Here is a 21,983-nt window from a genome sequence, read left to right on the forward strand (position 1 = left end):
TTGTCGTCGGCGCGGCGTTGTCGATAGGGACCAATCCGGCTCTGGCGGACAGCGCCTGGACGCGTTCCATGCCTGCCGCATCCGTTCTCCAGCCGGCCCACCAGGTCGCGGCCGAGGCGCAGGTGACCTTGTTGGAGGACTCCGCCTGGACCTGATCAGGTGCGGCGAGAGATCCTCCCCCGGGCGAACGGGGGGCCCGGGGCCCGGTGGCTCAGACGATCCCGTCCGCAGCCTCGGGTTCTTCCTCCAGTGACGCGCGGCCGAGTATGTAGCCCAGCTGGAAGAGCGATTCGACGTGGTGGTCCTCGCGCATCTCCGCGATGTGCCGGGCCAGCGTCCGTTCGCTGATGCCCAGTCTTCTGGCGATCACTCGGTGATTGGTGCCCTTGAGGAGCAGGTCGACGATGGTCTGTCGAAGTCGGGAGACGACCTGCGGTGGCACTGTCCGTGCACCGTCAAAATCAAGTCCACGACTCCAGTTTCGCTCGAAGACCTCTTCGATGAGATAGCTGATAACGGCCTGGTCGTGAATGAACGCCGCCAAGTTGAGATCGTCGGCCACGGGGATCACCGCGGTGCGCCGATCGATCACGATCAACCTGGTGTAGGGCTCGTCCAAGGTGCGCACCTTGCCCCCCGCATCGGCAATCGCCGCCACGTACTCGCGGGTGGGCGCGTGATATCGGGTGCTGGGGTGGTAGATCGTCCGAATGGTCGCGCCGCGCCGCAGGGTCTCCAAATCGCGGGCGATCACGCCGGCCAGGGCTTCCGGCGGTCGGGGGCCGCCCGGTTGGGCCGCCAGCATCTCCTCCGAGCAACCGCTGACGAGCTGTCCCAACCGTTGGTTTATCAGGACCTTGCCATGTACATACTCGATTGTTCCGCCGGTCTTCTCCGGCGTGCGGAACTCCTCGGCCAGTTCCTGGAGGTCCCCCGGCAGCGCCACCGCGCGGTGCAGCAGGTCCAGCGCCTTGCGCTGCCAGATGCTGCTCAGCCGGGCGGAGAGCTGCGCGGGGTCCACCGCGACCAGGATCCCGGGATCGTCGGTGTCCGGCACCAGCAGGCCGATGTCCAGCAGTTCGGCCAGCGCCTTGCCGTCGGCGGCCTTGCTCTCGCACTCGGTGATCCGGCCGCGCGAGCGCAGCACGTGCCGGTAGAGCTCACGGGCCTGGGCCGTCAGGACGCCGAGCCCGCCCGGGGTGAGGCCCGGCTCATCGGTCTCACTCATCTGGCTCCTTGCCATCGGCACCCGGTAGGAGGGGCGGCTGATTGCCCGTCCTGGGGATCATAGGCGCGTGGCGCGCAGCCGCGACCGCCTCGGCGATTCTTCTCTTCCCGGCCATGCTCTGCACGGGCACTCTCTCATCAAGACGACGCCGCCGGCACCCCCCAGGCGGAGGGTGCCGGCGGCGGGAGTCGCCACGGCGGTCAGCGCTGCTTCGGCCGCCACACGACCAGTGCGCTGGACTGCTGGACCTGCTGGTACGGCACGAGGTCGCGGCGGTACGAGGCGTGCACCGCGGCCTCGCGCTGCTGGAGCGCGCTGGCGGCACCGTCCAGGGCGTCGGCGAGCTCGGCGACCCGCGACTGCAGGGCCGTGACCTGGTTCTCCAGCTCGATGATCCGCTTGATGCCGGCCAGGTTGATGCCCTCGTCCTGGGACAGCCGCTGCACCTCGCGCAGCTGCTGGATGTCCCGGGCGGAGTACCGACGGCCGCGGCCCGCCGTGCGGTCCGGGCAGACCAGGCCGAGCCGGTCGTACTGGCGCAGCGTCTGCGGGTGCAGGCCGGAGAGCTCGGCGGCCACCGAGATGACGTAGACCGGGGTGTCCTCGGTCAGCACGTAGTGGGTGGGGCCGGGCCCGGCCGCGCGGCGGCGGGTGCCGCCGGGCAGGCCCTCGCCGAGGCCCGGCCCGATCGGGCCGTCAGGACTGATCATCTGGTCACGCTCCCTCCGCCGCCCGGAACAGGGCGGCTCGCGGGTCGTCCGAGGCCGTGGCCTCGCGGTACTGCTCCAGTGCGGTCAGCGCGTCGCCGGTGACGAGCTTGGGTACCACGACCTCCACGGTGACCAGGAGGTCGCCGCGGGTGCCGTCCTTGCGGGTGGCGCCCTTGCCGCGGGCCCGCAGGGTCAGGCCGTTGGCACTGCCGGCGGGCAGCTTGAGCTTCACCGGCGGGCCACCCAGGGTCGGCACCTCGATGGTGCCGCCCAGCGCGGCTTCGGGGAAGGTGACCGGCACGGTGACCGTCAGATTGTCGCCGCGGCGGCCGAAGACCGGGTGGGCGTCGACGTGCACGGTGACGTACAGGTCGCCGGGCTGGCCGCCGCGCTCGCCCTGGGCACCCTTGCCCTTGAGTCTGATCCGCTGGCCGTCCTGGACCCCGGCCGGGATCCGGACCTGCATGGTGCGGGCCGAGCTGGCCCGGCCGCTGCCGTGGCAGACGGTGCACGGGTCGTCGACGATCATGCCGCGGCCCTTGCAGTCCCGGCAGGGCTCGGAGAGCGCGAAGGCGCCCTGGCCCCGGCTGACCGTGCCCGCGCCGACGCAGGTCGGACAGACCCGCGGGGTGGTGCCCGCCTTGGCGCCGGTGCCGCTGCACACCCGGCAGGCGGCCTGGCTGGTCATCCGCAGCGGGACGGTCGCGCCGTCCACCGCCTCGTCGAAGCCGAGCGTCACCTCGGTCTCGACGTCGGCGCCCCGGCGGGGCTGGGGCTGGCGGCCGCCGCGGTTGAAGAGGCCGCCGAACACGTCGCCGAGGCCGCCGCTCCCGCCGGCCTGGCCGGCGCCGGTGAACAGGTCGCCGAAGTCGAAGTTGTGGCTGCCGTTGCCGCCCGGGCCGCCGGCCCGGAAGCCGCCGGCGCCGAAGAGCGAGCGGGCCTCGTCGTACTCCTTGCGGCGCTTCTCGTCCGACAGGACGTCGTAGGCCTCGGAGATGTCCTTGAAGCGGTCCTCCGCCTTGGTGTCACCCTTGTTGGCGTCCGGGTGGAACTCGCGGGCGAGCTTGCGGTAGGTCTTCTTGATCTCCGCGGAGGTGGCGTCCTTGGGCACGCCGAGGACCTTGTAGTAGTCCTTCTCCACGTAGTCCTTGGTGCTCATGGCTGCCGCCACCTCCCGAGGTCAGTCCATACGGCGCTGCGGAGCCGCCCGTCGTACTCGACGACGTACGACTCCGCAGCGCACGGATTGTCAGTTGTCGGCCGCACCGTCGGCCTTGTCGGACTCCGAGTCGTCGGAATCCGGCGCGGCCGTGGTCTGCGTCCCCGGCTGGGGCTCGGCCACCGCGACCATCGCCGGGCGGATGATCCGCTCGCCGATCCGGTAACCCGGCTGGAGGATCTGGACACAGGTGTCCTCGGTGACGTCCGAGGAGTAGCTGTGCATCAGGGCCTCGTGCAGCGTCGGGTCGAAGGCCTCGCCCTCCTTGCCGAACTGCTGCAGACCCAGCTTGGCGACGACCGTCTCCAGGTTGTCGGAGACCGACTTGAAGCCGCCCGTCACCTCGCCGTGCTCGCGGGCCCGACCGATGTCGTCGAGCACCGGGATCAGGGACTCCAGGATGTTGGAGACCGCGATCTCGCGGACCGTCAGACGGTCGCGCTCGACCCGCTTGCGGTAGTTCTGGTACTCGGCCTGCAGCCGCTGCAGGTCGGCGGTGCGCTCGGCCAACTCGCGCTTGGCGGTCGCGAGTTCACCGGAGGTGGCGCCGGCTGCGGCCTCCTCGGCGGCCTTGATCACAGCCTCGTCGGCGGAGTCGTCGCCGGGCTGCTCGCCCTGCGGCTTCTCCGTCATGCGGCACCGCCCTTGGGCTTCTCGTCGTCGACGATCTCGGCGTCCACGACGTCGTCCTCGGCCTTGGCGGCACCCTCGGTACCCTCGGCGGCACCCGCGGCGTCGGCGTTCGCGTACAGCGCGGCGCCGAGCTTCTGGGCGGTGGTGGAGACCTTCTCGGTCGCCTCGCGGATCGCGGTGATGTCCTCGCCCTTGAGGACCTCCTTGAGCTCGGCGATCGCCGTCTCGACCTCGGTCTTGACGTCGGCCGGGAGCTTGTCGGTGTTGTCCGCGATGAACTTCTCGGTCGAGTAGACCAGCTGCTCGCCCTGGTTGCGGGTCTCCACGGCCTCGCGGCGCTTGTGGTCCTCCTCCGCGTACTGCTCGGCCTCGCGCATCATGCGCTCGATGTCGTCCTTCGGCAGCGCGGAGCCGCCGGTGACGGTCATCTTCTGCTCCTTGCCGGTGCCGAGGTCCTTCGCGGCCACGTGCATGATGCCGTTGGCGTCGATGTCGAAGGTGACCTCGATCTGCGGCAGGCCGCGCGGGGCCGGCGGCAGGCCGGTCAGCTCGAACATGCCGAGCTTCTTGTTGTACGCCGCGATCTCGCGCTCGCCCTGGTAGACCTGGATCTGCACGGACGGCTGGTTGTCCTCGGCCGTGGTGAAGATCTCGGACCGCTTGGTCGGGATCGTGGTGTTGCGCTCGATCAGCTTGGTCATGATGCCGCCCTTGGTCTCGATGCCGAGGGACAGCGGGGTGACGTCGAGCAGCAGGACGTCCTTGACCTCGCCCTTGAGGACACCGGCCTGGAGGGACGCGCCGATGGCGACGACCTCGTCCGGGTTCACGCCCTTGTTGGCGTCCTTGCCGCCGGTCAGCTCGCGGACGAGCTCGGCGACGGCGGGCATCCGGGTCGAGCCGCCGACCAGGACCACGTGGTCGATCTCGGACAGCTGGATGCCGGCGTCCTTGATGACGTTGTGGAACGGGTGCTTGCAGCGCTCCAGCAGGTCGGCCGTCAGCTGCTGGAACTGGGCCCGGGTGAGCTTCTCGTCCAGGTGCAGCGGGCCCTCGGCGGAGGCCGTGATGTAGGGCAGGTTGATCGAGGTCTCGGAGGACGAGGACAGCTCGATCTTGGCCTTCTCGGCGGCCTCGCGCAGACGCTGCAGGGCCATCTTGTCCTTGGACAGGTCGACGCCGTGGCCGGCCTGGAAGACCTTCACCAGGTGGTCGACGACCTTCTGGTCCCAGTCGTCACCACCGAGGTGGTTGTCACCGTTGGTGGCCTTCACCTCGACGACGCCGTCGCCGATCTCCAGCAGCGAGACGTCGAAGGTGCCGCCGCCGAGGTCGAAGACCAGGATGGTCTGGTCGTCCTTGTCGAGGCCGTAGGCCAGCGCGGCCGCGGTGGGCTCGTTGACGATGCGCAGGACGTTGAGGCCCGCGATCTCACCGGCCTCCTTGGTGGCCTGGCGCTCCGAGTCGGAGAAGTACGCCGGGACGGTGATCACCGCGTCGGTGACCGTCTCGCCCAGGTACGCCTCGGCGTCCCGCTTGAGCTTCTGCAGGATGAAGGCGGAGATCTGCTGGGGGTTGAAGTCCTTGCCGTCCAGGTTGATCTTCCAGCCGGTGCCCATGTGGCGCTTCACCGACCGGATGGTGCGGTCCACGTTGGTGACCGCCTGGCGCTTGGCGACCTCGCCGACCAGAACTTCGCCGTTCTTGGCGAAGGCGACGACGGACGGCGTGGTCCGAGCGCCCTCGGCGTTGGTAATGACCGTGGGCTCACCGCCCTCAAGAACACTGACGACGGAGTTCGTCGTACCGAGGTCGATGCCGACCGCGCGTGCCATCGTAAATACCTCCACGGAAGAAGTTGAGCTGTACGGACTCAAGGATGCACGACCGGCGGGGGAGCGTCAACAGCCATGAGCCGGTGGCGCTCAAGTTTCCTGCGCTCGGCCGCGTCCTGGCTGCTCGCGGCGGGTGCGCCGGCCGCGCGGGGCCCGTCCGGCGGCCGCCTGGTGGCCGGTGGGCGGTGGGCCTGCGTCCGGTGGGCGGTCGTCGGGTGGTCGGTGGGCGGTCACCCGGGTCCGGACCGGGTCCGGGTCGGGCCCGGGTTCGCCCGGAAGGGTGAGTGTGGCCTTACGTGACTGCCGCCATACCTTGTGCATCTTCTGAACGAGTGTTAACGAGCGGTAGTGTCCGCCCGGGTCCGGTTAGAAGTTACCGGTGAGTACAATCGGGTCGGACCCCTTGATTCGCCAGGTACCCCCAGCCGCAGGAGACGGAGAGCCGATGCAGCTAGCAGCGATCGTCATCTCGCTGGTCACCACTGTGATCGGCACCGCGCTAGCCGCCCGCGCGGCCGCGTACATCTACAAGGTGGTGAAGACCGGCCAGCCGGACACCACCCGCACCGGCAACCCCGTCCAGCGCACCAAGACCGTGGCCGTCGAGTTCCTCGGCCACACCCGGATGAACCGCTGGGGCGTCGTCGGCGTCGCGCACTGGTTCGTCGCCGTCGGCTTCTTCACCCTGATCAGCACCCTGGTGACGGCCTTCGGGCAGCTCTTCGACGCCGAGTGGACGATCCCGTTCATCGGCACCTGGCTGCCGTTCGAGCTCTTCACCGAGCTGGTCGGCACCTTCACCACCCTCGGCATCGCCGCCCTGATCGTGATCCGGCTGCTCAGCCTGCCGTCCCGGTCCGGGCGCAAGTCGCGCTTCGCCGGCTCGATCGCCTGGCAGGCCTTCTACGTCGAGTACACGATCCTCGGCATCGGCCTGTGCATCATGATCCTGCGCGGGCTGGAGGGCGCGATCTCGGGCGTCGACTCCTACGAGGCCGCCTACCTGGTGAGCTACCCGCTGGTGCTGGCCTTCAAGGGCCTGTCGCACGCCACGCTGGAAAACCTGATCTACCTCTTCGCGATGCTGAAGATCTGCATCTCCTTCGCGTGGGCCACCACCATCGGCGTCAACCCCTCGATGGGCGTGGCCTGGCACCGCTTCCTCGCCTTCTTCAACATCTTCTTCAAGCGCGAGGAGGACGGCGGCGTCGCCCTCGGCGCCCTGCGCCCGATGACCAGCAGCGGCGCCCCGATCGACTTCGAGGACCCGGCCGACGACGCCGTCTTCGGCGTCTCCCAGGTCGAGCACTTCGCCTGGAAGGGCATCCTCGACTTCTCCACCTGCACCGAGTGCGGCCGCTGCCAGTCGCAGTGCCCCGCCTGGAACACCGGCAAGCCGCTGTCGCCCAAGCTGCTGATCATGAGCCTGCGGGAGCACGCCTTCGCCAAGGCGCCGTACCTGCTGGCCGGCGGCGGCAAGGACATGGAGGGCAACGAGCAGGCCACGCCCGAGCAGCTGGCCGGCGTGCCCGCCGAGGCCCTCGCGGAGGCCGAGCGCCCGCTGATCGGCACCGCCGAGGAGAACGGGGTCATCGACCCCGACGTGCTGTGGTCCTGCACCACCTGCGGGGCCTGCGTCGAGCAGTGCCCGGTGGACATCGAGCACATCGACCACATCGTCGACATGCGCCGCTACCAGGTGATGATCGAGAGCTCCTTCCCGACCGAGGCCGGGACGATGCTCAAGAACCTGGAGAACAAGGGCAACCCGTGGGGCATGGCCACCAAGGCCCGCCTCGACTGGGTCAAGGAGCTCAAGAAGGAGACCGGCATCGAGGTGCCGGTGATCGGTGAGGACATCGACCCCGCCGAGGTCGAGTACCTCTACTGGGTCGGCTGCGCCGGTGCCCTGGAGGACCGCGCCAAGAAGACCACCAAGGCCTTCGCGGAGCTGCTGCACACCGCGGGCGTGAAGTTCGCCATCCTCGGCAAGGAGGAGACCTGCTCCGGCGACTCCCCGCGCCGCCTGGGCAACGAGTTCCTCTTCCAGATGCTCGGCGCGCAGAACGTCGAGACGCTGAACGCCGCGCTGGAGGACGCCCCGGTCAAGCGGATCGTGGCCACCTGCCCGCACTGCTTCAACACCATCGCCAACGAGTACCCGCAGCTGGGCGGCCACTTCGAGGTCATCCACCACACCCAGCTGCTCCAGCACCTGATCGACGAGGGCCGGCTGCTGCCGGTCAACCCGGTCGAGGGCCTGATCACCTACCACGACCCCTGCTACCTGGGTCGGCACAACAAGGTCTACAGCCCGCCGCGCGAGATCATGGACAAGGTCCCGGGTTTGCGCCAGCAGGAGATGCACCGCCACAAGGAACGCGGCTTCTGCTGCGGCGCCGGCGGCGCGCGGATGTGGATGGAGGAGCGGATCGGCAAGCGGATCAACACCGAGCGGGTGGACGAGGCGCTGTCGCTCAACCCCGACATCGTCTCCACCGCCTGCCCGTTCTGCCTGGTGATGCTCTCCGACTCGGTCAACGGCAAGAAGAACGAGGGCGCGGCCAAGGAGCACCTCAAGGTCGTCGACGTCGCGCAGCTGCTCCTCGACTCGGTCAAGGCCCAGCCCGTCGAGCCGGAACCGGAGCCCGTCGAGGCCTGATCCGGCCCTCCCTGCGGGAGACTGATCCCGCGTCACCCCGTGGCCCCGCTGCCCCGTCCGGCAGCGGGGCCACGGTGCGTCCCGGTCCGGGGCCGCGGTGTCTGCCGGTCCGGAGCCGACGCGCCTGCCGGTCCGGGGCCGCCGGGAGCGCTCGGCCGGGGTGCCCTAGCATTCCGGCCATGAACGATGGCGGGGGCACAACAGGCGGTGGCGGTTTCCCGGGCGGGCACGCCGGTGGTGGGTTCGGTGGACAACCCGGCGGGCAGCCGGCGGAGCCGGGCGGCGCCCCGGTCGCGTACCTGCCGCCGGTGACCAGCGCGACCCCGGACTGGGCGGCGCTGGCGGCGGCGAACGAGCAGGAGCACCGCCGCAAGCGGCTGCTGCGGATCGGCGGCGGCGTCCTGGGCGTCCTGGTCGTCGGCGGTCTGGTGGCCACCGCGCTGGCCGTCGCGGGCCCGGGCGGGGACCGCCGCCCCGAGGCGCGGGCGTCCGCCTCCGGGATGGCCCCGACCGGCGGCACACCGGCCGACGGCACGGCGCCGGCGTCCCCGTCCGAGCAGGCGTCCCCCTCGGCCGGCGCGGCCGCCTCCGGCTCGCCGTCGGCGTCGCCGTCCTCCGCCGGCGGCACCGTCGCGCCCGGCGGCAAGGCCACGCCCGGCGCGGGCGGCAAGCCGTCCGGTGCGGTGCCGGGCGCGCCCGCCGGCCCGGCCCAGCTGGCCGCCCAGGCCGGCGGCCAGGCGGCCCTGCTCGGCCCGAAGACCACCGTCGGCCCCACCGACGGCCACACCGGCCCCACCCTCGTCCTCGGCAGCAGCGCGGACGGCTACGCGCAGACCTCGGCGCCGGTGGTGGACACCAACCGCAGCTTCACGGTGTCGGCGATGGTCCGCAACAACGCCCCGACCGGAGGCCGGGCCGTGGTCACCCAGGGGGACGGCAGCTACTACTCCTTCTACCTGGGCCGGGACTACTGGGACAGCCACAACCAGTGGGTCTTCAAGGTGCAGACCGCGGCCGGCGCCCAGGACAACACCACCTACCAGGCGTTCTCCCCGGGCAACGCGACCACCGGCCAGTGGACGCTGCTGACCGGCGTCTACGACGCGGGCAGCAAGAAGATCCAGCTGTACGTGGACGGGCAGCTCGCCCAGACCACCCCGGTCACCGGGATCTGGCAGACCGGCGGCCCGCTGCAGATCGGCCGGGTCCGCTACAAGTCCGCCTGGACGGACTTCTGGGACGGCGCGATCGGTGACGTCCAGGTCTGGGACCGGGCCCTTCCCGCCGACGCCGTCAACCGGCTGAAAGGAACCGGCGGTACCTCGGCGGGCGTCTCCCCGACCGCGGCCTGGCTGCTGCCCTGAGCACGGGCGGCCGGGCCCGGCCCGCCGCCCGCCACCGCGGCCCGGCCACCGTCCCCCGGGGCGAGGACGGCGCGGGCCGGACGGGGAAATAGAGTAGGCGCTGGACCCGCGACCTGCGGGTCCGCCGGCCGTCCGCGGACCACCGGCCCAGCGCACGCCAACAGCGGCCCGCCGGCCACGCCGCGGCCGTACCGCACCGGAGCAGGGGAGAAGCGCAGTCCATGACCGAGGCCATCATGCTGGTCGGTGGCAAGGGCACTCGCTTGCGCCCGCTGACCACCCACACGCCGAAGCCGATGCTCCCCGTCGCCGGGGTCCCGTTCATCGCGCACCAGCTCGCCCGCGCCGCGGCCGCCGGGGTGACCAGGGTCGTCCTCGCCACCTCGTACCTGGCCGAGGTGTTCGAGGACCACTTCCAGGACGGCAGCCCGTACGGCATCGAGCTGGTCTACCTCACCGAGAAGGAGCCGCTCGGCACCGGCGGGGCGATCCGCAACGCCGCCTCCGGCCTGACCTGCGGCCCGGACGATCCGGTGCTGGTCTTCAACGGTGACATCCTCTCCGGCGTCGACATCGCCGCGCTGCGGGACGGCCACGTGGCCGCCGGCGCGGACGTCACCCTGCACCTCACCCGGGTGGAGGACCCGCGTGCCTTCGGCCTGGTGCCGACCGACGCGGCCGGCCGGGTGCTGGAGTTCCTGGAGAAGCCCGAGACGCCCGAGCAGATCGTCACCGACCAGATCAACGCCGGGTGCTACGTGTTCACCCGATCGGTGATCGACCGGATCCCGGCCGGCCGGGAGGTCTCGGTCGAGCGCGAGACCTTCCCCGAGCTGCTGGAGAGCGGCGCGCTGCTGCGCGGCGTGGTGGACACCTCGTACTGGCTGGACCTCGGCACGCCCGGCGCCTTCGTCCGCGGCTCCGCCGACCTGGTGCTCGGCAAGGTGGACTCGCCGGCCGTGCCCGGGCCCACCGGCGAGGCGCTGCTGCTGCCGGGTGCCGAGGTGGACCTGGGCGCGGTGCTCAGCTCCGGCACCGTGGTCTCCGAGGGCGCGAGCGTCGCGGCCGGCGCCATCATCGAGGCCAGCGTGATCCTGCCGGGCGCCGTGATCGGCCCGGACGCCTACGTCAAGGACTCGATCGTGGGCGCCTACGCCTCGATCGGGGCGCGCACCTCGCTGGACGGCGCGGTGATCGGCGACGGCGCGATCGTGGAGTCCGACAACGAGCTGCCCAACGGCCTGCGGGTCGCCTGCGGCACCCTGCTGCCGGTCGGCGCGGTGCGCACCACGGCGGGGCCCGGCGGCTGCCCGGCCGGCGAGGTGCCTGCCGCGGCGGTGCACGGGTCCGGTCCGGCCCGGTCCGCGGTCGCCGGCCGGTAGCACCCGTCCGGGGCGGGGAAGGGGCCGGTCGTCACAGGACGGCACCGATCTCTTCCCAGCCCCATGATCACCCGACGGGCGGTCAGCCGGAGCGGGTACCGTCGATCCGTGGCAGGTAATCGATACGACAGTGGGCAGGGCGCCGACCCCCGGCAGGGGTGGCCCGCGGACGGCGGGCAGGCGTCCCCGCAGCGCGGCGGCGGCCCGTCCGGCCGGCCGGAGTACTTCACCGCAGCGCAGGCGGCCCACCCGCAGCCGGCCGAGCCGTACGGGGCCGACGGGTACGGGGCCGACGGGTACGGGGCCGACGGGTACGGGGCCGACGGGTACGGCTCGGACCAGCACGGTGATCAGCACGGCGGCGACCCGTTCGCGGCCGACCAGCCCGGTCACACCCGCGCGTTCGCGGTCGGCGACGACCCGTACGGCGGCTACGGCCCGTACGGCACCCCCGGCCACCAGCCGGACGGCTACCAGGACGGCGGGTACCAGGACGGCGGCTACGGCGCCCAGGACAACGTCGCCGTCTACCGTGCCGGCGGTCAGAGCGCGCCCCGGGTGGCCGGCCCGCGGATGCCCTGGCGGCCGCTGCTGACCGGCCTCTACCGCGACCCCTCCCGCACCTTCGACCGGATGCGCGACCACCAGGTCTGGCTGCCCGCCCTGTGCGTCTCGCTGCTGTACGGCGTGCTCGCCGTGCTCGGCATGGGCGCCACCCACGACGACGTGGTCAACTCCACCTTCGCCGTCGCGGTGTGGGCGATCGCCGGGGCGGCCGTCGGCTTCAGCATCGCGGGGGCGATGCTCGGCGCCGTCACCTACGCGCTGGCCCGGCAGTTCGGCGGCGACGGCCCGTGGCAGTCCACCATCGGCCTGGCCGTGCTGATCGGCTGGACCACCGACGTGCCGCGACTGCTGCTCGCGCTGTTCCTGCCCGGGGACAACACCGTCGTCCAGGCGGTGGGCTGGGCCACCTGGCTGCTCTGTGCCTTCCTGCTGACCTCGATGGTGCGGCGGGTGCACGACCTGCCGTGGGGCAAGGCCGCGGGCGCGGCCGCGCTGCAACTGCTGGCGCTGCTGGTGCTGATCAAGCTTCCGACGCTCGGCTGAGCCCCGGGACCGGGCCGGATAGGCTGTGGGCTTTGGCCACTTCTCGCCAGCGCCATCCCCACAGCGACCGGAGTCACCGAATGACCCTCCCCACCACGCACGTCAGCTTCCCGGCCGGAACGGTGCGCGGCGAGTCGGCGATCCTCGCCGTGCACCTGCTCGCCGACGGCCGTCCGGCCGTGATCACGGCGGAGACCCCGTTCCACCCGCTCGACCACACCTGGCCGGACCAGCCCGCCGACCACGGCACGCTCACCGTCGACGGCGTCGAGCACGCGGTGGTGGACTGCCTGACCGGCGCGGTCGGCCCGGAGGGCGGCGAGGTCCTGGTGGGCGCCGGGATCCCGGTCCGGCGCGGCGACGAGGAGTGGTCCTGGCTGGTGCTGCACGTGCTGCCCGAGAGCGCGGCCGACGCCCTCGCGGACGCGGTGGGCCGGACCGCCCAGCTGTCGGTCGACTCCGAGCGCCGCGGCCTGCTGTCCGCCTCGCACAGCGGCTGCCACCTGCTCGCCCTGGCCCTCAACGCCGCGCTCGCCCCGCGCTGGCGCAAGGACCCGGGCCGCGCCGACGCCTTCGGCAACGCCGACTTCGACAGCCTCGCGATGGCGAGCTCGGTGATGGACACCGAGGCCAGTACCGACACCTACCGGCTCGGCAAGTCCCTGCGCAAGAAGGGCTTCACCGCCGAGGCGACCGAGGAGTTCCCGGCCCTGGCGGACGCCCTCCCGGCGATCACCGAAGCCGTCAACGCCCAGCTCGCGGCCTGGGTGGCCGCCGACGCCCGGGTCCGGATCGAGGTCCCCGGGCCCGAGCTCACCGCCCGCCGCCGCTGGCACTGCGAGCTGCCGGCCGGCGAGGCGGAGATCTTCTGCGGCGGGACGCACCTGCACCACCTCGGCGAGCTCGTCGAGCTGCGCACGGAGCTCACCCTGTCCGAGGACGGCAGCGAGCTGGTCGCCGTCACCCGCCCGAAGCGCGCCTGACGCGGGCCGGGGCCCGACCGGTGCTCGTGGGGCCAGAGGCCTGACCGGTGCTCGGCACGGCCCGGGCACGGCGAAGGGGCGGCCGGGGAACCGGCCGCCCCTTCGGGGTCACTGTCCGCTGCGTCCGCGGTGCGCTCAGACGTCCGTGCGGTGGAAGTTCAGGTACGAACGCGAGGCCGTCGGGCCGCGCTGACCCTGGTAGCGCGAGCCGTACCGCTCGGAGCCGTACGGGTGCTCGGCCGGCGAGGACAGCCGGAACAGGCAGAGCTGGCCGATCTTCATGCCCGGGTAGAGCTTGATCGGCAGCGTCGCCACGTTCGACAGCTCCAGCGTCACGTGCCCGTTGAAACCGGGGTCGATGAAGCCCGCGGTGGAGTGCGTCAGCAGACCGAGACGGCCCAGACTCGACTTGCCCTCCAGCCGCGAGGCCACGTCGTCCGGCAGCGTCAGCCGCTCGTACGTCGCGGCCAGCACGAATTCGCCCGGGTGCAGGATGAACGCCTCGTCCCCGTCCGGCTCGACCAGCCGGGTCAGGTCCGGCTGCTCCTCGGCGGGGTCGATGTGGGGATACCGGTGGTTCTCGAACACCCGGAAGAAGCGGTCGAGCCGGACGTCGATACTGGACGGCTGGACCATCGAGGGGTCGAAGGGGTCGAGCACGACCCGACCCTTGTCGATCTCGGTACGAATGTCCTTGTCAGAGAGCAGCACGCCACCGAGGTTACGTGCACCGGCGGGCCCCCGACGAATCGCACAGACGGTGCCCCTCACGCCCCACCCGCCCCGGGCCCCCCACACTCCGGGTCAGGCCAGGAACTCCGCGGCCTCCAACCGCAGCGCACGCGCCAGTTGCGAGTCGGAGAGCTCGCCCACGTCCGCCGGCACCGAGTTGCGCAGCCGTCCGCACTGCGGACACCGGATCAACCTGCCCGGCCCGAGCCGGCCGGCACCCAGATTCTGCATCGGGAACGAGCTGGTGCTGAACAGATGCCCTTCGGCACAACGAACGACGGTGCGCTGCTCCATCGGTCCCTTCCCATCCCTTGCCCGAACACCCTGCGGCCAGGGCCTGCCGGCCCCGGCGACAGCGTCACATTAGGGGATGATCCGGACACCGTGCATCGCGGCTCGCCGCCCCCCACCCCCGCGGAAGGCCCACACGCTACGCCCCGCCGCCGCCCCTCCGCACCCGCCCGGCGGCGCGTCCACGCCGGGAGCCCGAGCGACTCCGCGGATGGGGTACAGTGGTGATCGATCGAGCGGTCACTGACGGCTCATCAGATGCGGGCGTAGTTTAATGGTAGAACATGAGCTTCCCAAGCTTATAGCGCGAGTTCGATTCTCGTCGCCCGCTCCAGCAGTGAAGGCCCAGCTCAGGGACATGATCCCGAGCCGGGCCTTCTGCTTTGGTGGAGCCGTTCCAGGTTCCGTTTCCCACCGCGTGGCCCCTGGGTGGTCGGTGTGCCGCAGATCGTAGAACCGGAATCCGGGCATACCCGCCGTGTGGCGCGCCTTCTTCCGGACCAGGCCGAACGATGTACGCCGGAACGGGGCGCCTCGCTCCCCGACGAACAGCAGTCCCCGAGGACCCTTCCCGGCGAACAGCTCCAGGTGCAACCGGACGTCCGGTAGGGCCACCTCGTCGTCGGCGGCGGCCCGGATGGCCTTCGGCGGCCGGTGGGGATCGGCCAAGACCGCTCCGCCGCTTGCGAGTTCGGCGCTACGGTGCACACATGACCGACTATCTCGCGCACGCCTCCAGGGCCGAGCAGCTTCTCGCAATGGTGAATCCGAAGTCGTTCTCAAGCGCGGCGAACCCGGAGATCCGCGTACAGATGGCGCAGGTTGAAGCGATTCTCGCGCTTGCTGCGGCCATAGCCGGTCGGCAGCCGGGAGCATCGACGCCACCACCGCCGTACCCGCCCCACGGGTTCACCGACCCTCGCTGAAACGAGAAGCCGCCTACCGGCGGTGGTCCGAATCGGGGTCAGGCCAGGTGCGCCGGCGGACGGTCAGGGAGCCGGGAGGCGACTGTCGATGCTCTTCCCCGGCCCAGGCCCCGGCCCTCCGCCGTTGTAGGGTCGCCCGTATGGCGCGTGAGGCTGATTTCTGGTGGGCCGACCTTCGAGGCGGAACCGGCTCCGCTCTTCCCCCGAGTGTGCTCCAGCGCATCACCTGGTACGAGAAGCAGGCCCACCATCAGCGGGCCGGCTTCTATGTGTCCGAGATCGCGATCGTCCTCCTGTCCGCAGCCATCCCGGCAAGTGCCGCAGCCGGCGCTTCGACCATGGTCGCCGGTGTCCTCGGCGCCCTGGTGGTGGCGGCAGTTGGATTGCGACAGCTCTACCGGTGGGGTGAGAACTGGATCCGCAGCAGCAACTCGCTGGTCGCGCTCCAGGGAGAGGTCGTCAACTGGAGTTACGGAGCCGACCCGTACAGCGGCTCGAACGCTGATGCCGTTCTCGCCGCCAGAGTCGAGGCCATGGTGCTGTCCGAGACGACGGATTGGTTCGGCATGCTACGGAGCCGGGCCACCGCCGTGGCGACCACCGACGGCGCCCAGCCCTGACGCGTCCGATCAGGCCAAGGCTCCCGTGCGTGAGGCCCGGGTCCGGGACGTGATTCCCGGCCTGGGCCTTCGCGGTTGCCGCGCCGCCTCCGTGGCGTTCTCCCCGTGGACCGGACGGCCTTGGCGATGCCCTTCCCGGATCTCCGGGTGGTCAGGGGTGCCGGCTCAGGGGGTGGGCGGGGTCCAGTCGGCGGGCAGGCCGGACTGGGTGAGGACCGAGATGAGGCTGTAGTAGTCCTGGTCGGAGGCGATCCGGTGGTGGTCGCCGAGGTCGAGGAGGGTGGCCATCGGTACGGCGAACGGCTTGGGTGCGCCCTTGAGGTGGCCGGAGTAGACGGCTTCGACGGTGATGTGGTCACCGTCGCGGTGGGCGGCCTTCACGGTGACGTGGACGTCGTCGATGAGGCTGTCGGTGCGGGCCTTCCAGCCGGCGATCTCGTGGCGGCCGTGGAAGGTGACGCCCACGCCCTGGTCGGTGTAGCTGCTGTCCGCGGTGAACAGGTTGCCGAGCGCCTGGGGGTCGGAGCCGTTCCAGGCGGCGGCCCAGGCGGTGACGACCTTCGGCAGGCGCTGCGCGGCGGGCCGCGCCGAGGCCTGTGCGGCGGTGGCGGTGGTGCTGAGTACGGCGCAGGCGGCCGTGGCGCCGATCAGGGCGGTCAGGACGCGGCGCGGGGTGGTCTTCACGGTGGGGCTCCTTCGGGTGGGAGTGGGGCGCGAGTGGTTCGTGGGGCGGGTGGGTGTCACGGGGTCAGGACGACCTTGCCGGAGACGGTGCCGGACTCGGCCAGGTGCAGGGCCTCGGCCGCCCGGGCGAGCGGCAGTTGGGCGGCGATCCGGGCGGTGACCTCGCCACGGAGGACGGCGGCGAAGACCTCGGTGAGGTCGGCGCGCAGCCGGGCCCGGAAGCGGCTCCTGTTCAGCGGCCGGCCGGCCCAGATGTTGTAGAAGTGGGCGCGGCGTCCGTTGGGCAGGGCGTTCCAGAGCCAGGTGCGGGCGAGGATCTTCAGGACGGGCCACTGCTTGGAGCCGGTGTCGTCGCGGGTGGAGGCGCTGCCGTAGGAGATGAGCGTGCCGCCGGGGGCGAGCAGGTGCCAGGAGTCGACGACGCTCCGGCCGCCGACGTGGTCGAAGACGGCGTCCACCCCGCCGGGTGCCAGTGCGCGGACCCGGGCGGGCACGTCGCCGGCGCGGTAGTCGACGGGGAGGACGCCCAGGTCCCGCAGGGCGTCGTGGTGCCGGGTCGAGGCCGTGCCGATCACCTTCACGCCTGCCGCGCGGGCGAGTTGGACCAGGACCGAGCCGACGCCTCCGCCGGCGCCGTGCACCAGGACGGTCTGTCCGGCGCGGACCCGGGCCTCGCGGTGCAGCATCTGCCAGGCCGTGATGCCGTTGACCACGGCGGTCTCGGCCTCCGGCGCCGTCAGGCCGTCCGGCACCCGGACCGCGTCGTCGGCGTCGAGCACCACGTGGCTGGCCCACCCGCCGACCTTCACCAGTGCGGCGACCCGCTGACCGGCCAGGTTCGGGTCGACGCCCTCGCCGGTCGCCAGCACCCGGCCCACCAGGTCGTAGCCGGGCACGAACGGGAACGGCGGCTGGTCGTAGTACCGCCCGCGGCGCATCTGCTGCTCGGCGAAGGAGACGCCGGTGGCCTCCATGGCGACGACGATCTGTCCCCGGCCCGCCTCCGGAACGGCGCTCTCGCGGATCTCCAGGCCTTCCGGCGCCACGATGCCCGGCAGGACGACCTCGATGCGACGTTCGGTGATCATGACCGCCTCTTCCCGTAGATGCTTTCGCTTTCGTTAGAAGTTATAACGCCATTGAACCGTGAGAGTCAAGAGCGACAGTGATAGCCTCTAACTATCGTTTCGGCTGGGGTCTGAATCTGAAGAGGGGAAGGCGCGTCATGGGCGAACCGGATGCGAGGACACCGAGGGAGCGCTACCGGGCGCAGGTGCAGGAGGAGATCAAGGAACACGCCTGGCGGCAGATCGCCACCGCGGGTGCCTCCGCGCTGTCCCTCAACGCCATCGCCAAGCAGATGGGCATGAGCGGGCCGGCCCTCTACCGCTACTTCGCCAACCGCGACGAGCTGATCACCGAGCTCGTCAAGGACGCCTACCGCAGCCTGGCCGACACCTTCGCCGCCCGCACCGGGGCCGGCACCGACCTCGACGGCCTGGCGCAGGCGCTGCGCCGGTGGGCCCTGGAGGATCCGCAGCGGTACCTCCTCGTGTACGGCACCCCCGTGCCCGGGTACGAGGCGCCCGAGGACACCACCCGCATCGCCGCCGAGATCCTGGCGCACCTCCTCGGCACCTGCGTCGCCGAGCAGTTGCCGGCCGCGCCGGGTCCGCTCGACAGCCACCTCCTCGTCGGCCAGCTCGCCGAGTACGGCGCCCGGGCCGGCGAACGCCCGGTCTCGTCGGCGGTGCTCCGCCGGGCCCTCGCCTTCTGGACCCGCCTGCACGGCGTCCTCTCGCTCGAACTCGCCGGGCACTTCACCGGCATGGGGTTCGACCCCGCCGAGCTCTATGCCGACGAGGTGCGGGCCCTCCGGGGCCAGGGGAGCTGACACCGCGCTGCCGGCCGGCGGAAACGGCACCGCTCCGGCGGCGGCGGCCCGACCGTAGTCCGGCAGCGGTCCGCGCGGTCCGGCGGCGGAACGGCAGCGGAACGACCGGGAGGCCGGCGCCCGCGAGGGGTGCCGGCCTCCCGGTCGAGGGGTGGGTCAGGCGGCCAGTCCGGGCTCCCGGGCGGGGGCCGTGGTGGGCGCGGGCCTGCTGTCGCGCATGACCACGGTGGCCAGCAGGGCGGCGGCGAGGACGCCGATCGCGCTGATGGTGAAGGTGGCCGACATCGCGGTGGTGAAGGCCTCCCGGGCGGCGTGGGCCAGGCCGGCGTCACCCTGGGCGACGGCGAGGGCGCTGCCGATCGAGCGCTTCGCGGCCTCGGGTGCGCCCGTGGGCATCTCCCGGGCGAAGCCGCTGGTCAGGAGCGAGCCGAGGATGGCGATGCCGAGGGCGGTGCCGGCCTGCTGGATGGTGTCGTTCAGGGCCGAGCCGACGCCCGCCTTCTCTGCCGGGATGGTGCTCATCAGGGCGCCGACGGCGGCCGGCATCGCGAGGCCGGCGCCGAGGCCGAGCAGGCCGAGGGCGGTCGCCGGGACGGCGAAGCCGGTGGAGGCGGAGACGGTGGCCAGCAGGGCGAAGGAGGAGGCCATCACCAGCATCCCGGCCAGCACCAGCAGGCGGTTGCCGGTCCGGGCGGCGAGCCCGGCGCCGGCGGCGTTGCCGATCAGCGCGGCGACGGCCAGCGGCACGAACGCGAGGCCCGCCTTGACGGGCGAGTACCCGAGCACGAACTGCAGGTACTGGGTGAGCACCAGCAGCAGGCCGCCGTTGCCGATCTGGACGAGCGTCAGCGAGAGCGAGCCGCCGCTGAAGTTGCGCTGCCGGAAGAGGGCCAGCGGCACCATGGGCTCGGGGGTGACGTTCTCCCAGACCACGAACGCGCCGAGGGCGAGCACGGCGACCGCCAGGGTGAGCGCCGAGCGGCCGCCGAACGCGCCGTGCTGCGGGAGCTCGATGATCCACCAGATCAGGGCGGTCATCCCGACCGCGGACAGCACCGCGCCGAGCGGGTCCGGCTTCTGCCACGGCCCCTTGGACTCCGGCATGAGGGTGAGGGCGGCGAGGACGGCGAGCGCGACGACGGGCACGTTGATGAAGAAGATCGAGTGCCAGGAGAAGTGGTCGATCAGGATGCCGCCGAGCACCGGGCTCCCGACCAGGCCGAGCATCGACACCGAGCCCCAGGCCGCCATCGCCTTGCCGCGCTCGTCCTCCTCGAAGACGGTGATGAGGATCGACAGCGTGGACGGCATGATCAGTGCTCCGCCGACGCCCATCGCGATCCGGGCGGCGACGACCTCGCCGGGGCCGGTGCAGACGGTCGCGGCGAGCGATGCGGTCCCGAACAGCAGCAGGCCGAGGACCATGACCTTCCGCCGGCCGAACCGGTCGCCGAGGCTGCCGGAGGTGAGCAGGAGGCCGGCGAAGACCAGCACGTAGGAGTCCAGGATCCACTGGACGTCCTGGGCGCTCGCGCCGATGTCCCCGCTCATCTGCGGCACGGCGACGGTCAGCGCCATGCTGTCGACCACCAGCACCAGGGTGCTGAGACACAGCACGAGGAGGATCCACCAGCGGCGTGGGTTGCGGGTTTCCATGGGGCTTCCTCTCGGACTGCGGACACCGTTCCTTCGATGCGAACACTGTACGCAGAAGCGCATGGTGTGCGCAATGGTCGAGTTCTGTACGCTGAGGAAGAACGCTGTACGCACTGCCGAGGAGCGCCGTGGCCGCCAAGACGAACCCGATCCCGTCCGTGTGGGCCCGGCAGCCGCGGGAGCCGGACCGTCCCGCGCTCAGCCGGGCCGCGATCGTCCGCGAGGCGATCGTCATGCTGGACGCCGAGGGCACCGAGGCGCTCAGCATGCGCAAGCTCGGCGCCCGCCTGAACGCCGGCGCGACCTCGCTCTACCGGCACGTCGCCACCAAGGACGAGCTGATGGAGCTCGCGGTGGACGAGGTCGTCGCCGAGATCGCCGTCCCGCCCGCGGGCGGCCCCGACTGGCGCGCCGCCGTCACCGAGGCCGCCCGGTCCTTCCGCGCGACGGCCCTGCGGCACCCGTGGCTGGCCTCGGTCCTCGGCCAGGCGGGCCTCGCCTACCTGGGCCCCAACCTGATGTCGTTCTCCGAACGGCTGGCCGCCCTGTTCACCGACGCGGGCTTCCCCGAGCCGAGCGGCTCGATCGACACCGTCCTGGCCTACGTGATCGGCATGAGCACCACCGAGGCCGCCTGGCTCGGCACGGTCGCCCGCTCCGGCGAGTCCGAGGCGGAGTTCATCGCCCGCCTCATGCCCGCGGCCCAGCAGGCCGCCGCGGACCACGACCACCTCGCGGCCGCCTACGCCGAAGCCGACGCCGACGCGACCGCCGGGACGCTCGACCCCGTCGGGATCCGCGACACCAAGTTCGCCTACGGGCTGGACGTCGTCCTCGACGGTCTGGCCCTGCGGCTGCCGCACAACTAGGGCTTCACGAGCCACGGGGTAGGCGCCGCGCGCCGGACGCACCGGGGCCGCCGCCCTCGTGGTGAAGGCGGCGGCCCCGGTGCGCGGGTGGGGGCGGGGTCAGGAGGCCACGGCGTGGAGCTCCTCGGCGATGGCGGAGGCGAAGGCGTCCACGTCCGCCTCGGTGGTGTCGAAGGAGGTCATCCAGCGGACCTCGCCGCTCTGCTCGTTCCAGGTGTAGAAGCGGAAGCGCTTCTGCAGGGCGGCGGTGGCCTCGGGCGGCAGGATCGCGAAGATCTGGTTGGCCTGGACCGGGCGGTCGATCCGGATGCCGGGCAGGTCCTTGACCGCCTCGAACAGGCGCTGCGTCATGGCGTTGGAGCGGGTGGCGGAGCGCAGCCACAGGTCGCTGCCCAGCAGCGCGTCGAACTGGACCGACAGGAAGCGCATCTTCGAGGCCAGCTGCATGCTCGTCTTGCGCAGGTACCGCACGCCGCGCACGGCGTCCTGGTCGAGGACCACGACCGCCTCGCCCAGCAGCAGGCCGTTCTTGGTGCCGCCGAAGGAGAACACGTCCACGCCGGTGTCGGTGGTGAAGGCGCGCAGCGGGACCCCGAGGGTGGCGGCCGCGTTCGCCAGGCGGGCGCCGTCGAGGAAGACCTTCATCCCGAGGCCGTGCGCGTGGTCGCAGATCGCCCGGATCTCGTCGGGGGTGTAGCAGGTGCCGACCTCGGTCGACTGGGCGATGGAGACGACGGCGGGCTGGGCTCGGTGCTCGTCGCCGAACCCGTAGGCCTGCCGGTCGATCAGTTCCGGGGTCAGCTTGCCGTCCGGGGTCGGGACGGTCAGCAGCTTGATGCCGGCCATCTTCTCCGGTGCGCCGCCCTCGTCGACGTGGATGTGGGCGGTCTCGGCGCAGACCACCGCCTCCCAGCGGTCCAGCATCGCCTGGAGGGCGACGACGTTGGCGCCGGTGCCGTTGAAGACCGGGAAGGTCTCGGCGTCCGGGCCGAAGTGGTCCCGGAACACGGTCTGCAGGTGCTCGGTGTAGACGTCCTCGCCGTAGCTGACCTGGTGGCCGCCGTTGGCGACGGCGATGGCCTCCAGCACCTCGGGGTGCACGCCCGCGTAGTTGTCGCTGGCGAAGGCGCGGGATTCGGGGTCGTGGCGTCGCTGCGGGGTCATCTCTCCAGCTTTCGTTGTTCT

General features: G+C 71.7%; 19 protein-coding genes, 1 tRNA gene and 1 pseudogene. 10 read left to right on the plus strand and 11 right to left on the minus strand.

Features of this window, described 5'->3' with window-relative positions; all coding sequences use genetic code 11:
- Positions 1-211: 211 nt before the first annotated feature.
- The 5 genes from ACIOFR_RS18470 to dnaK form a co-directional block, all read right to left on the minus strand.
- Entirely contained in the window at positions 212-1,228 is a 1,017-nt protein-coding gene (locus tag ACIOFR_RS18470; RefSeq protein ID WP_400998264.1) for a LuxR family transcriptional regulator, read from the minus strand.
- Between the two features lie 200 nt (positions 1,229-1,428).
- A complete protein-coding gene (locus tag ACIOFR_RS18475) occupies positions 1,429-1,938 on the minus strand; it encodes a heat shock protein transcriptional repressor HspR (protein WP_400998266.1) in 510 nt (169 codons plus the stop codon).
- 4 nt (positions 1,939-1,942) lie between these two features.
- Positions 1,943-3,097 carry a molecular chaperone DnaJ gene (gene dnaJ / locus ACIOFR_RS18480; protein ID WP_400998268.1) on the minus strand — a complete coding sequence of 385 codons (1,155 nt, stop codon included), beginning with the start codon at positions 3,095-3,097 and terminating at the stop codon, positions 1,943-1,945.
- A gap of 90 nt (positions 3,098-3,187) precedes the next feature.
- On the minus strand, positions 3,188-3,790 hold the full coding sequence (gene grpE / locus ACIOFR_RS18485; protein WP_400998271.1) for a nucleotide exchange factor GrpE: 603 nt from the start codon (positions 3,788-3,790) through the stop codon (positions 3,188-3,190).
- Entirely contained in the window at positions 3,787-5,625 is a 1,839-nt protein-coding gene (gene dnaK, locus ACIOFR_RS18490; RefSeq protein WP_400998274.1) for a molecular chaperone DnaK, read from the minus strand. The genes grpE and dnaK overlap by 4 nt, the downstream gene beginning before the upstream one ends.
- 445 nt (positions 5,626-6,070) lie before the next feature.
- Here dnaK and ACIOFR_RS18495 point away from each other — a divergent pair, with 445 nt between their 5' ends.
- The 5 genes and pseudogenes from ACIOFR_RS18495 to ACIOFR_RS18515 all read left to right on the plus strand — a co-directional run bounded on the left by ACIOFR_RS18495 (position 6,071) and on the right by ACIOFR_RS18515 (position 13,126).
- Complete coding sequence (locus ACIOFR_RS18495) at positions 6,071-8,287, plus strand: (Fe-S)-binding protein (protein WP_400998277.1); 2,217 nt, start codon at positions 6,071-6,073, stop codon at positions 8,285-8,287.
- Positions 8,288-8,466: 179 nt separating this feature from the next.
- On the plus strand, positions 8,467-9,651 hold the full coding sequence (locus ACIOFR_RS18500; RefSeq protein WP_400998280.1) for a LamG domain-containing protein: 1,185 nt from the start codon (positions 8,467-8,469) through the stop codon (positions 9,649-9,651).
- Positions 9,652-9,887: 236 nt separating this feature from the next.
- Positions 9,888-10,568, plus strand: a pseudogene (locus ACIOFR_RS18505) (NDP-sugar synthase); the annotation flags it as partial.
- Between the two features lie 573 nt (positions 10,569-11,141).
- Positions 11,142-12,143, plus strand: coding sequence for a Yip1 family protein (locus ACIOFR_RS18510; RefSeq protein ID WP_400998282.1), 1,002 nt, complete (start codon positions 11,142-11,144; stop codon positions 12,141-12,143).
- Positions 12,144-12,223: 80 nt separating this feature from the next.
- Complete coding sequence (locus ACIOFR_RS18515; RefSeq protein WP_400998284.1) at positions 12,224-13,126, plus strand: metal-dependent hydrolase; 903 nt, start codon at positions 12,224-12,226, stop codon at positions 13,124-13,126.
- Between the two features lie 135 nt (positions 13,127-13,261).
- Here the strand turns inward: ACIOFR_RS18515 and dcd are convergent, their stop codons facing one another.
- A complete protein-coding gene (gene dcd / locus ACIOFR_RS18520) occupies positions 13,262-13,837 on the minus strand; it encodes a dCTP deaminase (protein ID WP_400998287.1) in 576 nt (191 codons plus the stop codon).
- A gap of 93 nt (positions 13,838-13,930) precedes the next feature.
- A complete protein-coding gene (locus ACIOFR_RS18525; RefSeq protein WP_400998290.1) occupies positions 13,931-14,152 on the minus strand; it encodes a hypothetical protein in 222 nt (73 codons plus the stop codon).
- A 257-nt stretch (positions 14,153-14,409) separates the two neighbouring features.
- Here ACIOFR_RS18525 and ACIOFR_RS18530 point away from each other — a divergent pair.
- The 3 genes from ACIOFR_RS18530 (at position 14,410) to ACIOFR_RS18540 (ending at position 15,695) form a co-directional block, all read left to right on the plus strand.
- A tRNA-Gly gene (locus ACIOFR_RS18530) sits at positions 14,410-14,483 on the plus strand.
- Positions 14,484-14,859: 376 nt separating this feature from the next.
- Positions 14,860-15,075 carry a hypothetical protein gene (locus ACIOFR_RS18535; RefSeq protein WP_400998293.1) on the plus strand — a complete coding sequence of 72 codons (216 nt, stop codon included), beginning with the start codon at positions 14,860-14,862 and terminating at the stop codon, positions 15,073-15,075.
- Positions 15,076-15,215: 140 nt separating this feature from the next.
- Entirely contained in the window at positions 15,216-15,695 is a 480-nt protein-coding gene (locus ACIOFR_RS18540; protein WP_400998295.1) for a DUF4231 domain-containing protein, read from the plus strand.
- A 165-nt stretch (positions 15,696-15,860) separates the two neighbouring features.
- Here ACIOFR_RS18540 and ACIOFR_RS18545 read toward each other — a convergent pair whose 3' ends face one another.
- Complete coding sequence (locus ACIOFR_RS18545; protein WP_400998298.1) at positions 15,861-16,379, minus strand: nuclear transport factor 2 family protein; 519 nt, start codon at positions 16,377-16,379, stop codon at positions 15,861-15,863.
- 56 nt (positions 16,380-16,435) lie between these two features.
- Positions 16,436-17,467, minus strand: coding sequence for a medium chain dehydrogenase/reductase family protein (locus ACIOFR_RS18550; protein WP_400998301.1), 1,032 nt, complete (start codon positions 17,465-17,467; stop codon positions 16,436-16,438).
- Between the two features lie 137 nt (positions 17,468-17,604).
- Between ACIOFR_RS18550 and ACIOFR_RS18555 the strand changes: the two genes are divergently transcribed.
- Complete coding sequence (locus ACIOFR_RS18555; RefSeq protein WP_400998304.1) at positions 17,605-18,273, plus strand: TetR/AcrR family transcriptional regulator; 669 nt, start codon at positions 17,605-17,607, stop codon at positions 18,271-18,273.
- Between the two features lie 156 nt (positions 18,274-18,429).
- Here ACIOFR_RS18555 and ACIOFR_RS18560 read toward each other — a convergent pair whose 3' ends face one another.
- Complete coding sequence (locus ACIOFR_RS18560; protein WP_400998307.1) at positions 18,430-19,929, minus strand: MFS transporter; 1,500 nt, start codon at positions 19,927-19,929, stop codon at positions 18,430-18,432.
- A gap of 128 nt (positions 19,930-20,057) precedes the next feature.
- On the opposite strand from ACIOFR_RS18560, the gene ACIOFR_RS18565 reads away from it, so the two are divergent.
- Positions 20,058-20,798: a TetR/AcrR family transcriptional regulator gene (locus ACIOFR_RS18565; protein WP_400998310.1), complete on the plus strand. Its 741-nt coding sequence runs from the start codon at positions 20,058-20,060 to the stop codon at positions 20,796-20,798.
- Positions 20,799-20,897: 99 nt separating this feature from the next.
- Here ACIOFR_RS18565 and ACIOFR_RS18570 read toward each other — a convergent pair whose 3' ends face one another.
- Positions 20,898-21,962: a threonine aldolase family protein gene (locus ACIOFR_RS18570; RefSeq protein ID WP_400998312.1), complete on the minus strand. Its 1,065-nt coding sequence runs from the start codon at positions 21,960-21,962 to the stop codon at positions 20,898-20,900.
- Positions 21,963-21,983 lie beyond the last annotated feature (21 nt).

It is taken from the genome of Kitasatospora sp. NPDC088346, from assembly GCF_044740765.1.
Lineage (GTDB): Bacteria > Actinomycetota > Actinomycetes > Streptomycetales > Streptomycetaceae > Kitasatospora.